Source organism: Vibrio albus, assembly GCF_003144035.1.
Lineage (GTDB): Bacteria > Pseudomonadota > Gammaproteobacteria > Enterobacterales > Vibrionaceae > Vibrio > Vibrio albus.
On the sequence record NZ_QFWT01000002.1, the window covers coordinates 47,112 to 65,686 of the forward strand.

Below are 18,575 nucleotides of genomic sequence, written 5' to 3' on the forward strand. Positions count from 1 at the left end.
ACCTTCTTAAACATCCGCTCTTCAGGACACACCCTGGTCAGACTGAGCCTTAAAATGCCCGGATTTACCTCCGGTCTTTTCCAGTAGCCGAACCTGCTCAACGACGATATCTTTCTGTACGGCTTTACACATATCGTAAATGGTCAGGGCAGCGACAGAGGCGGCGGTTAATGCCTCCATCTCAACACCGGTTTTTCCGGCCAGCTTACACACCGACTCAATACGAACCCGGTTCTCGTGTTCAAGAGCTTCCAGCTTTACCTCGACTTTAGAGAGCATGAGGGGATGGCATAAAGGGATCAGTTCCCAGGTTCGTTTCGCGGCCTGAATGCCCGCAATTCGGGCAGTCGCAAATACATCGCCCTTATGATGGTGGCCAGATAAAATCAGCTGCAGGGTTTGGGCGTTCATGGCCACGTACGCTTCCGCCCGCGCTTCTCTGACCGTCTCGGCTTTTGCCGAAACGTCCACCATGTTCGCTTCTCCCGACGCGTTAATATGGGTTAACTCACTCATGGTATTTCTTATTTGGTAAGGTGTGGCATAAAATTACATGGCCCATGGCTGGCATCCAACTGTTGGCGGAGGATTTTAGTCCAGGCGGTTTTACAGGCCCCAGTTGATCCCGGAACCGCAAAAATAGCCGTGTGATTTGCCATTCCGGCAACCGCCCGGGACTGAATGGTAGAAGTGCCGATTTCCTCGTACGAAATCGCCCGGAACAATTCACCAAACCCTTCAATTTGTTTATCAAACAGAGGAATTAATGCCTCTGGCGTACTGTCACGGGTGGTAAACCCGGTTCCACCAGTAATGAGTACCACTTGTATGCTCTCATCTGCGATCCATTGAGAAACGATAGCCCTAAGCAGATAAACGTCATCAATTACTATTTTTTTATCTGCCAGTTTATGCCCCGCTTCCTGAAGCTGTTCGACAAAATACTGTCCAGACGTGTCATTCTCTTCCGTGCGCGTATCGGATACCGTTAATACCGCAATATTGGCAGGAATAAATCCACCGGTAGCGTGCCCCATACTTTCCCCTTTTTAATCCGTTCATGATTTTAAGATGACCAACAGCCTCTGCCCGTCATCCATTTTTCTATTGTCTGCCTAATTGTTCTGTTATCTGCCGAATAGTGGACTAACCGCCAATTGAAGCCAGGTGTGGCGTTATCCCCGTATTGCCGTCATGCAGAAAGTGCGTTTCGGCTTTATTGTCTAAAGCACGGCTAATACGTTCAATCAGTTGATCTTGCTGATCATCCTGCTGCATCAAATCCCGCAGTTCTACCCCCTGCTCTCCGAACAGGCAAAGATGCAGTTTCCCCAAAGCGGATACCCGGAGTCGATTACAGTCCTGACAAAACCCTTTTTCATAAGGCATGATCAGGCCAACTGAACCACAATAATCCGGATGCACAAAAACCTGAGCCGGACCGTCTGTCCGTTCTCTCACTTTAGGTACCCAGCCATTCCGGAGCAACTGAGCCCGAATATCGGTTCCGGCAATATGGTGCTGACTGAATAGTTCGTCCATCTCGCCGGTTTGCATCAGCTCGATAAAACGCAGCTGGACCGGCCGATCCTTCACCCAGTGCAGAAACTGTGGTAGCTCCTGGCCATTTAAGCCCTTCATCAGTACCGCGTTTACTTTAACCTGACAACCGCCAATCTCCAGAGCCCGCTCTATCCCTGCCATAACGTCATTAAACCGGTTTTGTCCTGTAATTTGATGAAACATGCGTGGATCAAGGCTATCCACACTGACATTGATATGAGTTAATCCGGCTTGCAGCCATCTTTCAACATGATTTGCCATACGATAACCATTCGTGGTCACCGCAACCTTTTCCACTCCGGGGGTGGAAGCAACGGTATGAATAATATCTGTGAAGTCTTTTCTCAGGCTGGGCTCTCCACCGGTAATACGAACCTTACTGGTACCGCACTCAACAAATGCGCGCACCACGCGCTCTATCTCCGGCAGAGATAAAAAAGACGAGTTTTTACGCCCAGATGGCTGATATCCATCAGGCAGACAATAAGTGCATTTGAAGTTACAGACATCTGTAACCGATAGCCGCAGATAATAAAACCTGCGTCTGAATCTGTCTTCTAACTGTTTTGCCACGTCACACCTTTCCAAACACGGGAGGCATACTCATTTCTCAGTAAACCCTTTGGGTTATTATCCATAACAGAGTAATAACCCCACGGCCTGGCAGGCATATTCAACAGAACTTAGCGCTAACAGGCTCGGAGCTATGGCAACTGCCGCTGTTCAATGGCAGTTACTTACCTTATATTTTCAATATGGCCCTTTCGTTACGTTACCAGCTTCTTTTTTCCCTATTAACGGAGAATAAAAAGTAACGTCTTCAATAAAGGCCTAGTTAAAAAGTAATGAATCACGGGTCAGAATACCAGCGTTTCCTCTCTCAAAATGTTGTTATCAACCCAAAACACTACTTAAGGGGTAGGTAAGCCTGCGTTTTTGTTTTATTTTGTCGGGACATACCGTTTACAGTAAATTTATCCACCCAACGCTGGTGACAGCGTTACGACATATGAGTGCAAACCAGAATGAGTCAGCCAGAAGATTTTTATACAAGTAAAAAAGTGGTCGCTATCGGTGGAGGACACGGACTGGGCCGGATGCTTGCCGCTCTGAAAGAGTTTGGCAGCAACGCCACCGGCATTGTCACTACCACGGATAATGGCGGCTCAACAGGCAGAATACGAGACTGCCAGGGAGGCATTGCCTGGGGAGATACCCGCAACTGTATCAATCAGTTGATTACCGAACCTTCTATCAGCTCAATGATGTTTGAATACCGCTTTAAAGGTACTGGTGAACTTCAAGGTCATAACCTTGGCAATCTGATGCTCACCGCACTGGATAACCTGTCGGTCCGCCCACTGGATGCCATTAATCTTATCCGCGATATGTTGAAGATCGATGTTAATATTCTTCCGATGTCAGAACACCCTTCAGACCTGCGTGCATTGTCGGTAGACGGAAAGTGGGTGCATGGTGAAACCAGTGTGGATGAGATGGCGGAAGATTTACAACGTCTGGATCTGGATCCGGAAGTACCGGCGACCGATGAAGCAGTCAGCGCAATAGCACAGGCCGACTGTATTATTCTTGGTCCCGGTAGCTTTCTGACCAGCATAATGCCACCACTGCTTCTGCCCGAATTAGGGTATGCGATTGACCAGAACCGCCGTGCAAAAGTCATTTTTGTAGAAAACCTGTCCCCGGAATATGGGCCAGCAGAACGGATGTCTTTACAGAAAAAGCTGGAATGGTGTGAGCGCGCCTGTCGGGGACGAAAAATCGACCTGATCCTGACACCGAATGAACATCCGGATCTTACGGGGAAATGGGATTATGTAACAGATGACCTGGCTTCTCCTAACCGGGACTGGCGTCATGACAGGAAAAAACTTCACCAGGCCATTATAAAGTTATTATCCGCTAGAACGAGCCCTAGCTAAAGTTATCCGTTGAGAGGTCTCGATAAGCCAGGATGGTCTTATTGAGACACCGTAAAATAGAGTCGCGATTTTGGCTGGTATTGATTTTCTGTCCTGCTTTGACCAGAGAATCAAAATATACCGCCATTTCGCATAAATTGTCTGCACCAAAACTTGCGGCACTACTCTTTAGTGCATGGCTTATTTCACTCAAAGGATATTCCAGCTCATCCGGTTCTCCGGACAACACGTCTTTGTACCCATCAAGCTCATTGAGAAATATACTCACAAGAGTCGGTAAGTTCTCCTTACCCACTTCGTAGCATAGGTCTGCTACTTTGCTTGAGTTTAAATAAGCAGTCACTGCAAATCCTTACTTACTGGTTCTCATTCCACGCCTGAATTTTACGATAAATCGTTGATGGACTTACCCCAAGCGCATGTGCCGCTTTAGGAATATTTCCCTCATAGGCATCTATCGCCTGCTCGATTGTCCGTTTTTCAACCATCCACAGCGGCTGAATATTTTCAGGCAACAACTCCTCTTCTGCAGAAGCAGAATCTAAACCAACACCTGCAATTTTTGTACCCGCTATGTTTTTTTCCATTTTTTTAATGGCGCTTGTCTGATTCAGAGGCGGTGGCAGCATATCCAGGGTAATTTCTTTACCGTGGTTAAGTACCACTGCGTTACGCAGTACGTTTTGTAATTGTCTGACGTTCCCTGGCCACTCATAGTGGATAAACCGGTCTTCGACTTCCGGAGAGAAACGGGCAAACTGTTTGCCTTCTTCCAATGACATAAAGCCCAGTAGTGAATAGGCTATTTCTACCACATCTTCGCCTCTGTCCCGCAGTGGAGGCAGGTGCAGTGGAATAACATAGAGACGGTAATACAAGTCTTCACGAAAACGACCTTCCTGAACCTCTTTCCATGGGTCTCGGTTTGTCGCACAAACAAAACGTACATCCACACTTTTCATTTTGGATGAGCCGACTTTCTGGAACGTACCGGTCTGAATAAAGCGCAACAGTTTGGTCTGCAGATCCAGGTCCATTTCACACAATTCATCCAGAAACAGTGTGCCTCCATCCGCCAACTCCGCCGCACCCTGTCTTTCCGTTGCCGCCCCGGTAAAGGCCCCTTTCACATGACCAAACAGTTCACTCTCAATCAGATCTTTCGGGATGGCGGCACAGTTGATAGCAATAAAAGGTTTGTCACCTCTTTTACTGGCGGCATGAATCGCTTCCGCACATACCTCTTTACCCGTACCACTTTCTCCGGTAATGAAAATGCTGGCTTTACTGGCTGCCGCAGAGTCAATGGTTTTATACACTGATTGCATGGTTTGGCTGCTGCCTATAAACCCTTGATATTGATTATGTTCAGAGGTATCACCTCTGCGCGTTTCCTCTTTCCGTTTCGTGGCCTTTCGCAGCGCATTATTGACCGTTACCCTGAGCCGATCCGCCTTGCAGGGTTTGATGAGAAAATCCTGGGCCCCATGCCTCATGGCCTCAACGGCTGTATCAATCGAACCGTGAGCGGTCATAAAAATTACCGGTACATCAGGGTTGGATTTCCTGACAGAATGAAGCACATCCATTCCTGTCATATCAGGCAAACGTAGATCAAGGAGAATCAGATCAGGCACTTTCTCGGTAACACTCTCAATAGCCGCTTTACCGGTACCGACAATACAAACCTCTAACCCCAACGGCATCAGAAATGATCGATACAGGGCCGCAACAGAAGCAGTATCTTCTACCATTAATAGGTGTCTGACTTTGGGACTTTCAACTGACAAATTGCTCATTTTTAGGCCATTCTATTTTTGCATTTTTATAAATTTTCGCATTATGCTTTGCATTTTGCAATTCAGAAAAAATAAAGTGGAAAATCGACTACTTCAAAAGTAGCAGAAAGCGATCATACTCACGCATGAATTCGCTAATATACTGATGTATTTTATTTCCTGATTAGCTCATACTTTCATTTGTCGGGTGTTTTTTTATTCTTTTTATTAACATTTCTATTATTTACCATCTGACAAAGAAAAACTGGCACGAAGTCTGCTTATATATACCTGACCCTAACGGGTCACCTAGCCAACTGACGTTGTTAGTGGAAAATATCCACAAATTGAAGCCAACAGAACTTATTTCCTGTTGGCTCTTTTTTTATCTGCAATTTGTGCTACGGCCGGGTATTCAAGGTAGCAAGCAACGAATAGCTATCAACTATTGCTGATAAACTGCTTTCTCAGTGTATCAATCTGATCCCGTTTTTCTGCCGCTAGCTCAAACTCCAGATTCTGAGCATGCTGATACATTTCCCCTTCCAGCTTCATAATCTCTTTTTCGAGCTCCTGAGGCGTTAAAGATACGTAGCTTTGGGATGGTTCTGCCACCTTCGACAGCGGCACTTGTTTTGATTTTTTCTGTTTACGGGTCTTAGCAATATCACCGATTTCAAGAATATCCTGAACATTCTTCTTCAGGGCCCGAGGCTGAACTCCGAGCTTTTCGTTATATGCCTGCTGTTTCTCCCTGCGACGGTTCGTTTCATCCATCGCCTTTTTCATCGAACGTGTAATGGAATCAGCATACAGAATCGCTTTCCCTTTCAGGTTACGCGCGGCCCGTCCGATGGTCTGGATCAATGAACGTTCAGAACGCAGGAAGCCTTCTTTATCCGCATCCAATATTGCGACCAGAGAGACTTCTGGCATATCCAGGCCTTCTCGAAGTAAGTTAATACCCACTAACACATCGAATTCACCCAGTCGCAGGTCACGTATAATCTCAACCCGTTCCACCGTATCGATATCTGAGTGAAGGTAACGAACCCGGACATCATGCTCATGCAGGTACTCAGTCAAATCTTCAGCCATACGTTTGGTTAGCGTGGTCACCAGCACTCTTTCATCACTGGCCGCCCGAATCCGCACTTCGGACAGAAGGTCATCGACCTGAGTCGCGACCGGTCTCACTTCCAGCTCAGGATCAAGTAACCCTGTCGGTCTGACCACCTGATCGGCAACCTCACCCCCGGATTTTTCCAGTTCGTAATTTCCGGGTGTGGCAGAAACAAAAATGGTTTGTGGTGCCAGTGCTTCAAATTCGTCAAATTTCAGTGGCCGGTTATCCAGTGCAGAAGGCAGACGGAACCCATACTCTACTAATGTCTCTTTTCGGGAACGGTCACCTTTATACATTGCCCCTATCTGTGGCACGGTCACGTGCGACTCATCAATAATAAGCAGGCCATCATGCGGCAGATAGTCAAACAGCGTCGGTGGTGGCTCACCTTCACTACGACCACTGAGAAAGCGTGAGTAGTTTTCGATGCCAGAGCAGAAACCCAGCTCATTCAGCATTTCAATATCAAACTGAGTTCGCTGAGTAATACGCTGCTCCTCCAGCAGTTTATTGTGCTCTTTCAGGTATGCCTGGCGAACCTTCAATTCTGCTTTTATCTGTTCAATCGCTTCAAGCACCCTGTCTCTTGGCGTCACATAGTGCGTTTTGGGATAAATGGTATAGCGGGGAAGATCCCGCTGTTTTACCACACCGGTCAGGGGATCAAACACACTGATACAATCGACTTCATCGTCAAACATTTCGATACGGACTGCATCCTGCTCTGATTCTGCAGGAAAAATATCGATCACCTCACCCCGGACCCGAAACTGCCCCCGCTCGAAAGTGACATCATTCCGGGAGTACTGCAGCTCGGCCAGTCGGCGCAGAATATCGCGCTGGTCAATCACGTCCCCCCGACACACATGCAGCATCATTTTCAGATACGAATCCGGATCACCCAGGCCATAAATAGCAGAAACAGACGCCACAATAATGGCATCTTTACGCTCGAGCAGTGCTTTTGTTGCTGACAGACGCATCTGCTCAATATGCGCGTTCACTGATGCATCTTTTTCAATAAAGGTGTCAGTGGTTGGCACATAAGCTTCGGGCTGATAATAGTCGTAATAAGAAACAAAATACTCTACGGCATTGTTGGGAAAAAACGCTTTCATTTCACCATAAAGCTGAGCCGCCAGCGTTTTATTAGGGGCCAGCAAAATGGCCGGCCGTCTGGCGCTGGCGATGACATTAGCAAGGGTAAACGTTTTACCGGAGCCGGTAACCCCCAGTAGCGTCTGATGGGCCAGCCCGGAATCAAGTCCGTCGAGAAGTTGGGCAATAGCAGTGGGTTGATCACCTGAAGGCTGGTAATCCGACACCAGTTCAAATTCTTTACTCATTTTGTTTTAATATTTCCGTCTGAAGGGTCGCTACTATCTATTGTCAGCGGATGACTCTTGGAGGGTCAATAAAAATATCCCAGATTTTGTCCGAAAAGTTAACCTGAACGTAGATTACCTATAAAAAATCTGGTATTGTTTCCGCCCTTTCGATAAGAACCACGAAATCACCTACAATTTAATCCACGGCTTTTCCCCAAAATAGTGCATTTTTAGCTTATTTTCGTCATTACCTGCATTTCTAAGATTGTTATCAACAGCTTTAACATTAAGAAAAATCCATTATAAAATAACTAGTTATATAAATACCTTTACTGAGTAATAACTCTAAGATTTTTCTTTTCAATGTTGTTAAGCATTCATCAACACAGTTATCCACAAATTTGGTGGATAACTGTGTTTAGCCTTTTACCGGTGCGGTGTTCAGAAAAATCAACCTTTTTTTACGTCAAATTCGCTTTTCAATACAGCTTGCACCTTGCACAAGAAAAACTGCACCCAATATGTGCACTTTTCAGACGATCATGATCTAAAATGCAAGTTATCTCATTGTAAAATAAAGATAAAATATCCTGGCATTCACTTTGCTTATCTATTAAGTACAATACTTGCAGATCGGCTATTAAGCCCACTATTTGCAGAATAATACCTACGATACAGGCAACGCTGCCTCTTTCCTTAAGGGAAAGAGGCTTTTTTTTGTCCGTAATTAGGGCGTGTTGATTATTCTGAGTGAAGTCGTCAAACTGCGAGAACAATGACATAACACAGTTAACAGCCTGAACCGGAGCTATGCTTATTAACATAGTATTACCCGGAAAAATAAAGCAAACGAGGAAGTATGAGTACAATTCTGGAGTGTATCCGCACCGTCGGACGCGGTGAAAGAGGCAGAAAGCCATTAAGCTTTGAACAGGCCTATCAGGTCATGGATGAATATCTTGACGGTCAGTTTGACGATGATCAGATGGCCATGTTACTGATGTTAATCCGGGTTCAGAACGAAACCAGACAGGAAATCGCCGGTTTCGTCAAAGCATTTCAGTCACGAATGCCGGATTTAGGAGCCGATATTGACTGGCCTTGCTATGCAGGGAAGCGCACCAGTGCAGGCAAACCATGGCACCTGCTGTCAGCAAAGATTCTGGCAGATAACGGCTATAAGGTGCTACTGCACGGCTATCATGATACCTCCGGCAACAGAGAACATGCAGAAGATTACCTGGCTGCGCTCAATATCTCTGTCGCAGACTCTGCCGAGCATGCCCGGCAGTTGCTGGAAGAAAATGGTATTACCTATTTACCACTGCATCATTTCGCCCCTCAGGCGGAAACCATGATCGGCTGGAAACGGCGCTACGGCCTGCGCACCCCTATTAATACCGTCGTAAGGGCGCTCAACCCCGGAGGAGCACAATATGGATTACGCGGCAGCTTTCATCCCGGTTTTCAGCAATTACATGCTGAAGTGGAATCGGAAATCGGCAATACTCAGGCCGTAATTTCATTTAAAGGGCAGTCCGGAGAATCTGAATACAACCCTAAAGTCAGTCAGACGGTATGGCTGGGAACACCGGATACCGTTCAGTCATTTTACTGGGCAGAACAGATGCTGACCGAAATCCCTCTTCCTTCTGACTGTCCGTTTAATACACCTGAAGACGACCGGGTTATGATGGCGAATACCGTGGTCGCCTCTCTCGCAGCCGTACTGTTTGCGGAGTGTCGGGATAAAGAAAACGCATTCCGAAAAGCCTACGAGTTATGGAAAAAATATATACAGAGCAATAAGTTATAAACAACTGAATGGCATAGCCCGGCTGTATGACGGCTTATAAAATGTGTCTGGCACGCTCCTTGTTATATCCCTCTTAGTGAAAGAGATAACAACAAGGTAAATCTATGTCGAAGTTCAGCTCTGAAAAACCCATTATTATTTGCTGCGATGACCTGCAGGAGCAGGAAAGAATCCGCACGCTTCTGGCACATAAATACCGCCATATCATTGGTTGCCGGTTAGCTCAGCTAGACACCACCCTAACCGGTAACCCTGAAGCATTAGTCATCGCAGGATGGCAGCAACCCAGCGCCGAATTACGGCTGATCATTGAGTTATGTCGCCACCAGAGCCACCCCCTACTTATCATTCTTAGACAATTTTCTTCGTTAGATATTAACCGCTTACCGGAAAAGACGGATTATGTATTGATGCCAAGAGACTCCGGCTTTTGCCTTCAGCCGTGGCTGGAACAGGCACGTCTTCTACGTCAGTCTTTTAATCACATGGAGCAAAAAATTGTCAGCCTGACCAACAAAATGAATGAAAGAAAAGTGGTTGAAAAAGCCAAAGGCCTGCTGATGAAATGCCATCAGGTCGATGAGGATACTGCTTATAAAGCCATGAGGAATTCTGCCATGCAGTCAGGCCAGAGTTTATCTCAGATCGCCAAAAATCTGATTAATACCTTACAAACTTTCGAGTAAACACCTACCCCTTTAGTATTATGACCTAACCCTTTGGTATTAGATAATTTTTTCCGAAATGGTGCGAACTGCACCATGATTTAACAGCCAGACAGGTACCAGCGAGAGAATATACCATAATAGGCTGATAAATAAGAAAAAATACACATTGGCACGCTAATTGGATTACTTATACTGAAAACAGGACATCTGGAACAGTAACCCTGACACAGATAGTCAATGGCTACATTCGGTTATCAACGGCGGTAATCAGAAAAATAGCAACAAAGAACAGCAATGGCGCTGCGACTCTTACGAGTCGTGGCGCTTTTTTTTACCAGGAGTAAGTCAATGAAATGGACATCAAAGCTTAAAGCATCAACATTGTCGGCCACTCTGTGTTTAAGCCTGTATGGGGCAAACGCAGCAGCTGAAATCGGCGAACCGGAAATAGAAGATCTTAAATTCGGTTTTATCAAACTCACGGATATGGCCCCGCTGGCCGTCGCGTATGAGAAACACTTTTTCGAAGATGAAGGCCTGTATGTGACACTCGAATCTCAGGCAAACTGGAAGGTATTACTGGATAGGGTAATTGATGGCGAACTGGACGGCGCGCATATGCTGGCCGGACAACCACTGGGTGCCACCATCGGTATCGGTACACAAGCTGAGGTTATCACCGCTTTCAGTATGGATCTCAACGGAAATGCCATTACTGTCTCCAACGACACCTGGGAGAAAATGAAACCTTATGTAGAAAAACAGGCTGACGGAAAACCGGTCCACCCAATAAAAGCGGATGCATTGAAACCTGTTATTAAGGGCTATCAGGATGAAGGTAAGCCATTCAACATGGGCATGGTTTTCCCGGTTTCGACCCACAACTACGAACTTCGTTACTGGCTGGCCGCCGGTGGTATTCATCCGGGTTATTACGCACCTGAGTCAGGTGATAACAGCGGGCAGGTTAATGCCGATGTACTATTGAGTGTCACCCCACCGCCTCAGATGCCATCTACCATGGAAGCTGGGACCATTCAGGGCTACTGCGTGGGCGAACCCTGGAACCAGCAGGCCGTGTTTAAAGGGCTGGGCGCACCAGTGGTCACCGACTATGAAATCTGGAAAAACAATCCGGAAAAGGTATTTGGTGTTTCAAAAGAATGGGCGGAAAAATACCCGAACACACATATCCGGGTCGTTAAGGCTTTGATACGAGCCGCTCACTGGCTGGATGAGAACAACAACGCCAACCGTCAGGAAGCCGTGAAGTTACTGTCAAAAAGTCAGTACGTCGGTGCCGACGCCGAGGTCATCGCGAACTCGATGACCGGTACCTTCGAATATGAAAAAGGCGATAAGCGTGACGTTCCGGACTTCAATGTATTTTTCCGTCATAACGCCACCTACCCCTACTACAGTGACGCTATCTGGTACCTGACTCAAATGCGCCGCTGGGGACAGGTTGCTGAAGCCAAACCGGATGACTGGTATATGGATATAGCTAAAAAAGTCTATCGCCCGGACATTTATCAACAGGCAGCAGAAGCTCTGATTGACGACGGTATTCTGACCGACAAAGACTTCCCGAATTTCGGTCAGGAAGACGGATTCAGAGCTCCCCAGACTCACTTCATCGATAACGTCGTCTATGACGGTCACAAGCCTAACGACTATCTGAAGAAGTTCAGTATTGGCCTGAAAGATAACGAAAAAGTGTAGGAGTCTGTATGTCTGGTAACGTTATTTCACTACTGCCGAGCCGTACTGTGATCACCAACAAAAGTAAACTTATTTTACTGCCGCTCATTGGTATTCTGGTATTTTTACTGCTCTGGAACATCGCTGCACGTCAGGTAGATACCTCTCTGGGCTCCCTTCCGGGGCCCGTGCAGACTTTTCAGCAATTCAACAACTTAGTCAGTGAACATTGGGAGGAGCGGGATAAAGAAAAAGCCTTTATCCAGAGACAAGAAAAACGCAATGCGGCCAAACTGGCTAAAAACCCGGATGCGAAGGTCAGAATCCGTCCGTATACCGGCAAGCCAACCTTTTTTGACCAGATTGGTACCAGCTTAATCACGGTCGCCAGCGGATTTATTCTGGCTTCTCTGCTGGCTATCCCTCTGGGTATTGTTCTGGGGCTGAATCAGGATGCCTACCGGGCATTTAATCCGGTCATTCAGTTGCTAAAACCCGTCTCACCACTCGCCTGGCTGCCTATCGTCACTATGGTGGTGAGTGCAACCTATGTCAGCAGTGATCCTCTGTTTGCGAAATCATTCGTTAATTCACTGCTTACCGTCGCACTTTGCAGCCTGTGGCCAACGTTGATCAACACTGCTGTCGGCGTCACCAGTGTAGACAAGGACCTGCTTAATGTCAGTAAGGTGCTGCAACTCTCTTGGTACCAGCATATCCGCACCATCGTTCTGCCATCGGCTATTCCGATGATCTTTACCGGTTTGCGCCTCTCGCTGGGTATTGCCTGGATGGTACTGATTGCCGCGGAAATGCTGGCTCAAAATCCGGGACTGGGTAAGTTTGTCTGGGATGAATTCCAGAATGGCAGCTCAGACTCGCTTGGCCGTATTATGGTCGCCGTAATTACCATCGGTTTTATCGGACTGCTACTCGACCGTGGCATGTTACAGCTACAGAAGTGGCTATCGTGGGACAAACAACAGGAACTGAGATAAAAGGAGCGCATTATGTCTAACGCATTACTTGATTTAACCCAACTGGGTATGCGCTTTCCCACCCCTGACGGTGAGTTTATTGCGCTGAAAAACGTTAATCTTCGGATCAATAAAGGAGAATTTGTGTCTCTGATCGGCCATTCCGGCTGCGGAAAATCAACCGTACTGAATTTGGTCGCCGGACTGCACCAGGCGACAGATGGCGGAGTCATTGTCGACGGCAGAGAGATCAGCGGCCCCGGACCAGAACGAGCGGTTGTATTTCAGAATCATTCTCTGCTGCCCTGGCTGACTGTGTATCAGAACGTTGAACTGGCCGTCAAACAGATTGCGGGCAATCAGGGCAAAACCTGGATTCGGGAACAGGTAGAGCATTACCTTGAACTGATCCAGATGCAGCATGCCGCTGATAAAAAACCAGGAGAGATTTCCGGCGGGATGAAACAACGGGTGGGCATTGCCAGGGCTCTGGCCCTGCAGCCCAAAGTATTACTTATGGACGAGCCTTTTGGTGCACTGGATGCTCTGACAAGAGCGCACCTGCAGGACTCATTGATGCGTATCCAGGCTGAACTGAATAATACCGTCATAATGATCACCCACGATGTTGATGAAGCGGTACTGCTCTCTGACAAAATCGTTATGATGACCAACGGTCCTGCAGCCACGATCGGTGAAGTGCTGGATATCGACCTTCCCCGGCCAAGAGATCGCGTCGCACTCGCGGATAACAGCCAGTACCAGAAATACCGCCAGTCAGTCCTGCGTTTTCTGTATGAGAAGCAGTCAAAACACAGTACTGTCAGTACCGACAAGAACCGCTCTGCAGCCAGCGCACCAGAAGCGAAACGAGCCTGAGGAAAAAGACGCCCGGATATTTTTTCACCGGTCAGGAAAAAATATTTTATTTCGGGTAGATTTTGGAAAAACACGGTGTTAGTATGCTCGCCACTTAATGCAATTCCCCCTTAGTTCAGTTGGTAGAACGGCGGACTGTTAATCCGTATGTCGCAGGTTCGAGTCCCGCAGGGGGAGCCATATTCTGAAGCCACGTTTCACGACGTGGCTTTTTTGATCCTACACTTTAGTTAGACTCTATAACTGAAAACCCTATAGATGATAAGTTGTTATTCGTGCTTTAAACCACGATAATGGTTCAGATAATTTTTATATAAGCTAACTGGCAATGACTGAGTATCTTCTTCTGTTAATCGGCACGGTACTGGTTAACAACTTCGTTCTGGTAAAATTCTTGGGCTTATGTCCCTTTATGGGTGTTTCCAAAAAACTGGAAACGGCCGTCGGGATGGGCCTGGCAACCACATTTGTACTGACCCTTGCGTCGGTATCCGCCTATCTGGTTGAAACTTATCTGCTTGCACCACTAGGTATTCAATACCTGCGAACCATGAGTTTTATTCTGGTTATCGCAGTTGTGGTTCAGTTTACGGAAATGGTGGTGCATAAAACCAGCCCTACCCTTTACCGCCTGCTGGGTATTTTCCTGCCCCTGATTACCACCAACTGTGCGGTACTGGGTGTCGCCCTGCTGAACGTAAACGAAAACCACAATTTTATTGAATCCATCGTGTATGGCTTTGGCGCAGCAGTCGGCTTTTCTCTGGTTCTGATACTGTTTGCCGCTATCCGGGAACGCATTGCCGCTGCAGATATACCGGGGCCATTTCAGGGAGCCTCGATTGCAATGATTACGGCCGGCCTGATGTCGCTTGCCTTTATGGGTTTTACGGGACTGGTGAAACTATAATGCTGACGATACTTATCGCAATCGCTGTCATCGTCTGCCTGGCGGCCGTATTCGGTGCTATTCTGGGTTTCGCTTCTATCCGCTTTAAAGTCGAATCTGACCCTATCGTTGAACAAATTGACGCCATCCTGCCTCAGACGCAGTGCGGCCAGTGCGGTTATCCGGGCTGTAAGCCTTACGCCGAGGCAGTCGCTAATGGTGACGCCATCAATAAGTGCGCCCCGGGTGGCCAGGCTACTGTCGATAAAATAGCGGAATTGATGGGCGTGGAACCGGAAGCACCGGCACACGAAGAAGAGCAGGACAAACTGGTGGCTTTTATCCATGAAGACATGTGTATCGGTTGCACCAAATGCATTCAGGCCTGCCCTGTCGACGCCATTGCCGGTGGCACCAAATCTCTGCATACGGTCATCAAAGACGAGTGTACCGGGTGTAAGCTCTGTGTTGACCCGTGTCCGACAGATTGTATAGAGATGATCCCGGTGCCTACCACGACAGATAACTGGAAGTGGCAGTTGAATAGTATTCCCATTCTCGATGTCACCAACACCCCCAACCAGAACACCATGAGTAAAGGATAAGTATGCTGTCACTGATCGAAAAAATCCGCCATGGCTACATCTGGGACTTTCATGGTGGTACCCATCCTGCGGAAAATAAACAGCAATCGGTGCAGCTTCCTGTCACCGAAGCCACCATGCCGGATGAACTGGTGCTTCCGCTTAAACAACATATCGGTAAACCGGGTGAACTGACCGTACAGGTTGGTGACCGGGTACTGAAAGGGCAAGCCCTGACCTCATATATTAATACCTTTATGCTACCGGTCCATGCCCCGACCTCAGGTGTCATCACGTCGATCGAGCCCAAAATGATGGCCCACCCGTCAGGTCTTAGCGAGATGAGCATTATTCTCCGGCCGGACGGTGAAGATAAGTGGATCGATAAAACCACCTACCCTGAATTCCGCAGCGAGTCCCCGGAAGAACTCATTGAGGTAATCCGCAATGCTGGTATCTCCGGAATGGGCGGTGCCGGTTTTCCAACAGCGAAAAAAATCCACTCCGGGCTGGGAAAAACTGACATTCTGATCATTAATGCGGCAGAGTGTGAACCGTATATTACTGCCGATGATATGCTGATGCGGGAGAAAGCACCCGAAATCATTCAGGGTATTGAAATACTTCAGCACATTCTCAGGCCCAAACTGGTCATCATCGGCATTGAGGATAATAAGCCTGAAGCTATTACGGCTCTGGAGCAGGCAGCCATCAACCATGACTTGGTCATCCGGGTGGTGCCGACGAAATACCCGTCCGGTGGTGAAAAGCAGCTGATCAAAATCCTGACTAATCAAGAGGTTCCCAAAGGTGGGATCCCGGCTGATATCAATACACTGGTACAGAATGTCACCTCAGTGTATGCCATTAAACGCGCCATTATTGACGGTGAGCCTCTTACTGAACGTATCGTAACGTTAACCGGTAATGCCTTCCGGTACCCGAGAAATGTCCTTGTCAAACTGGGTACCCCGGTTCAGGCACTTTTAGATGAGTTTGGTTATCAGGCTGAGAAGAAACATCCCCGCCTGATCATGGGGGGGCCAATGATGGGCTTTACCCTGCCGAGTGCTCAGGTACCGATAACCAAAACAGCCAACTGTATCCTGGCCCCGGGTGCCAAAGAGATACCACCACCATCACCGGAATTAGCGTGTATTCGATGCAGTCAATGTGCGGATGCCTGCCCGGTTACTCTCTTGCCTCAGCAACTTCAGTGGTACGCAAAAGATCAGGATTACGATAAGTGTGAAGAGCTGAACCTGTTTGATTGCATGGAGTGCGGTGTCTGCGCTTACGTATGCCCGAGTGAAATACCTCTGGTACATTACTACCGTAAAGCCAAAGCCGAGATCAGAGAAAAAAGAGAAGAAGCGCGTGCGGCTGAACGGGCAAAACAACGCTTTGAAGAAAAGCAAGCCCGTATGGAAAGAGATAAAGCCGAACGGGAACAACGCAGCAAACGGGCAGCAGAAGAGCGGCGTAAAGAAATGCAACAATCGCAGGACGGAGACGCGATTGCGGCTGCGATTGCCCGGGTAAAAGCGAAACAGGCCTCTCCGGCGGCTGAAGCCGGGCCGAAACCAGCCGTTGCTGCCGCCATTGCCAGAGCAAAAGCCAAACAGGCCGAAGCAGCCAAAGCGAATAGCGATATTCCAGACAATTCTGAAATGGCAAAACTACGTGAAGAGCGTAAACGTCAGGCCCAGCAGCGGAAGGCTGAAAAAGAAGCCGCAAAAACATCGTCCGATTCCTCTGCTTCGGTGGCCGAAGGCAAAGAAGATAAAAAAGCGGCGGTTGCGGCCGCCATTGCCCGAGCCAAGGCGAAAAAGGCCCAACAAGCTGAAGCAGAAACCAGCGAGCCTCAGCCGGCACCGGATACTGAAAAAGTAGACACTGATGCACCGGTTGATCCGAAGAAAGCCGTTGTCGCCGCCGCCATTGCACGAGCCAAAGCGAAAAAGGCTAAACAAGCCGAAGCAGAAACCAGCGAGCCTCAGCCGGCACCGGATACTGAAAAAGTAGACACTGATGCACCGGTTGATCCGAAGAAAGCCGCTGTCGCCGCCGCCATTGCACGAGCCAAAGCGAAAAAGGCCAAACAAGCCGAAGCAGAAACCAGCGAGCCTCAGCCGGCACCGGATACTGAAAAAGTAGACACTGATACACCGGTTGATCCGAAGAAAGCCGCTGTCGCCGCTGCCATCGCCCGAGCCAAAGCGAAGAAAGCAGCACAAAACAAACAACCCGATACGAAGGAGAAAGAGTAGTGGCCTTTTTTATTGCCAGCTCACCCCATACTCATATCAGGAAAAACACCCCTGAACTGATGAAGTGGGTGGCACTTGCCGCCCTGCCCGGCTTACTTACTCAGACCTATTTTTTCGGCTGGGGTACATTGATCCAGCTTGTATTAGCATTCGTCATTGCCGGGAGCTACGAATCACTCGTAATGCTGCTGCGTAAACGCTCCCCACACGCGGCTCTGCGAGACTATAGTGTTTTCGTGACAGCATGGTTACTTGCCGTAGCCATTCCCCCGCTGTCTCCCTGGTGGATGCTGGTTATCGGCCTGTTCTTTGCTGTCGTCGTTGCCAAACAGCTCTACGGCGGACTGGGCCAGAACCCTTTTAACCCAGCTATGATCGGCTACATTGTGTTGCTGATTTCTTTTCCGCTACAGATGACAAGCTGGCTTGCACCTCAGGTACTCAATCCGAACCATATTAGCTTGTACGATGCCTGGAGCTTAATCTTTACCGGATTTGACAGTGATGGCTACTCGCTGCAACAAGTGCGTACCGGTATCGACGGCATCACCATGGCCACACCACTCGATGCGTTTAAAACCGCAATCAAAACCGGCGTAACCTCTGCGGAGGCACTTGAACTGCCACCGTTTTCCAGCTTCGCCGGTATTGGCTGGGAATGGGTAAATCTGGCGTATCTGGCGGGCGGACTGATACTGATAAAAGTACGAGTCATTCAATGGCATATTCCGGCTGGCATACTAGGTGGTTTGCTAGTGGCAAGCGGACTGGGTTATATCCTGGCACCGGATACTCTGGCGAACCCTGTGCTACACCTTTTATCCGGAGCGACTATGCTTGGCGCATTTTTTATCGCCACCGATCCAGTTACTGCTTCTACTACGGTGAAAGGCCGACTGATTTTCGGTGCTATGATCGGTCTCATGGTGTTTATGATTCGTTCCTGGGGTGGCTTTCCGGACGGTGTCGCATTCTCAGTCTTACTGGCCAATATGACGGTTCCGTTGATTGACCATTATACAAAACCAAGAACGTACGGGCACTAAGGAACGA

General features: G+C 48.1%; 16 protein-coding genes, 1 tRNA gene and 1 riboswitch. Of the genes, 11 read left to right on the forward strand and 6 right to left on the reverse strand.

Annotated elements, in window-relative coordinates; translation table 11 throughout:
- Positions 1–21: 21 nt before the first annotated feature.
- The 3 genes from moaC to moaA all read right to left on the reverse strand — a co-directional run bounded on the left by moaC (position 22) and on the right by moaA (position 2,136).
- Entirely contained in the window at positions 22–516 is a 495-nt protein-coding gene (gene moaC / locus DI392_RS03845) for a cyclic pyranopterin monophosphate synthase MoaC (protein WP_109318594.1), read from the reverse strand.
- A gap of 8 nt (positions 517–524) precedes the next feature.
- Positions 525–1,037, reverse strand: a complete 513-nt coding sequence (gene moaB / locus DI392_RS03850) for a molybdenum cofactor biosynthesis protein B (RefSeq protein ID WP_109318595.1) — start codon at positions 1,035–1,037, stop codon at positions 525–527.
- A 109-nt stretch (positions 1,038–1,146) separates the two neighbouring features.
- Complete coding sequence (gene moaA / locus DI392_RS03855; protein ID WP_109319016.1) at positions 1,147–2,136, reverse strand: GTP 3',8-cyclase MoaA; 990 nt, start codon at positions 2,134–2,136, stop codon at positions 1,147–1,149.
- Positions 2,125–2,277: riboswitch (molybdenum cofactor riboswitch) on the reverse strand. It overlaps the preceding gene by 12 nt.
- A 311-nt stretch (positions 2,278–2,588) precedes the next feature.
- Between moaA and DI392_RS03860 the strand changes: the two genes are divergently transcribed.
- A complete protein-coding gene (locus DI392_RS03860; protein ID WP_109318596.1) occupies positions 2,589–3,506 on the forward strand; it encodes a YvcK family protein in 918 nt (305 codons plus the stop codon).
- Here the strand turns inward: DI392_RS03860 and DI392_RS03865 are convergent.
- The 3 genes from DI392_RS03865 to uvrB all read right to left on the reverse strand — a co-directional run bounded on the left by DI392_RS03865 (position 3,499) and on the right by uvrB (position 7,756).
- Positions 3,499–3,849 (reverse strand): Hpt domain-containing protein, encoded by a 351-nt coding sequence (locus DI392_RS03865; protein ID WP_109318597.1) that lies wholly within the window; start codon positions 3,847–3,849, stop codon positions 3,499–3,501. The genes DI392_RS03860 and DI392_RS03865 overlap by 8 nt on opposite strands.
- A 13-nt stretch (positions 3,850–3,862) precedes the next feature.
- Positions 3,863–5,305, reverse strand: coding sequence for a quorum-sensing sigma-54 dependent transcriptional regulator LuxO (gene luxO / locus DI392_RS03870; RefSeq protein ID WP_181388354.1), 1,443 nt, complete (start codon positions 5,303–5,305; stop codon positions 3,863–3,865).
- A gap of 420 nt (positions 5,306–5,725) precedes the next feature.
- Positions 5,726–7,756, reverse strand: coding sequence for an excinuclease ABC subunit UvrB (gene uvrB / locus DI392_RS03875; RefSeq protein ID WP_109318599.1), 2,031 nt, complete (start codon positions 7,754–7,756; stop codon positions 5,726–5,728).
- Positions 7,757–8,597: 841 nt separating this feature from the next.
- Here uvrB and DI392_RS03885 point away from each other — a divergent pair.
- The 10 genes from DI392_RS03885 (at position 8,598) to rsxD (ending at position 18,568) form a co-directional block, all read left to right on the forward strand.
- A complete protein-coding gene (locus DI392_RS03885) occupies positions 8,598–9,554 on the forward strand; it encodes a glycosyl transferase family protein (RefSeq protein WP_109318601.1) in 957 nt (318 codons plus the stop codon).
- 104 nt (positions 9,555–9,658) lie between these two features.
- Positions 9,659–10,240, forward strand: a complete 582-nt coding sequence (locus DI392_RS03890; protein WP_109318602.1) for an ANTAR domain-containing response regulator — start codon at positions 9,659–9,661, stop codon at positions 10,238–10,240.
- A gap of 330 nt (positions 10,241–10,570) precedes the next feature.
- A complete protein-coding gene (locus DI392_RS03895) occupies positions 10,571–11,944 on the forward strand; it encodes a CmpA/NrtA family ABC transporter substrate-binding protein (RefSeq protein WP_109318603.1) in 1,374 nt (457 codons plus the stop codon).
- 8 nt (positions 11,945–11,952) lie between these two features.
- The gene (locus DI392_RS03900; RefSeq protein WP_109318604.1) at positions 11,953–12,921 is read left to right on the forward strand and encodes an ABC transporter permease; all 969 of its coding nucleotides are present in this window, start codon (positions 11,953–11,955) and stop codon (positions 12,919–12,921) included.
- Positions 12,922–12,933: 12 nt separating this feature from the next.
- Positions 12,934–13,779: an ABC transporter ATP-binding protein gene (locus DI392_RS03905; protein ID WP_109318605.1), complete on the forward strand. Its 846-nt coding sequence runs from the start codon at positions 12,934–12,936 to the stop codon at positions 13,777–13,779.
- Between the two features lie 104 nt (positions 13,780–13,883).
- Positions 13,884–13,959: transfer RNA gene (locus tag DI392_RS03910), tRNA-Asn, on the forward strand.
- A 148-nt stretch (positions 13,960–14,107) separates the two neighbouring features.
- The gene (gene rsxA, locus DI392_RS03915; RefSeq protein ID WP_109318606.1) at positions 14,108–14,689 is read left to right on the forward strand and encodes an electron transport complex subunit RsxA; all 582 of its coding nucleotides are present in this window, start codon (positions 14,108–14,110) and stop codon (positions 14,687–14,689) included.
- A complete protein-coding gene (gene rsxB, locus DI392_RS03920; RefSeq protein WP_109318607.1) occupies positions 14,689–15,273 on the forward strand; it encodes an electron transport complex subunit RsxB in 585 nt (194 codons plus the stop codon). The genes rsxA and rsxB overlap by 1 nt, the downstream gene beginning before the upstream one ends.
- A gap of 2 nt (positions 15,274–15,275) precedes the next feature.
- On the forward strand, positions 15,276–17,522 hold the full coding sequence (rsxC, locus tag DI392_RS03925) for an electron transport complex subunit RsxC (RefSeq protein WP_109318608.1): 2,247 nt from the start codon (positions 15,276–15,278) through the stop codon (positions 17,520–17,522).
- Entirely contained in the window at positions 17,522–18,568 is a 1,047-nt protein-coding gene (gene rsxD, locus DI392_RS03930; protein WP_109318609.1) for an electron transport complex subunit RsxD, read from the forward strand. Before rsxC ends, rsxD begins: the two co-directional genes overlap by 1 nt.
- The last annotated feature ends 7 nt before the right edge of the window (positions 18,569–18,575 follow it).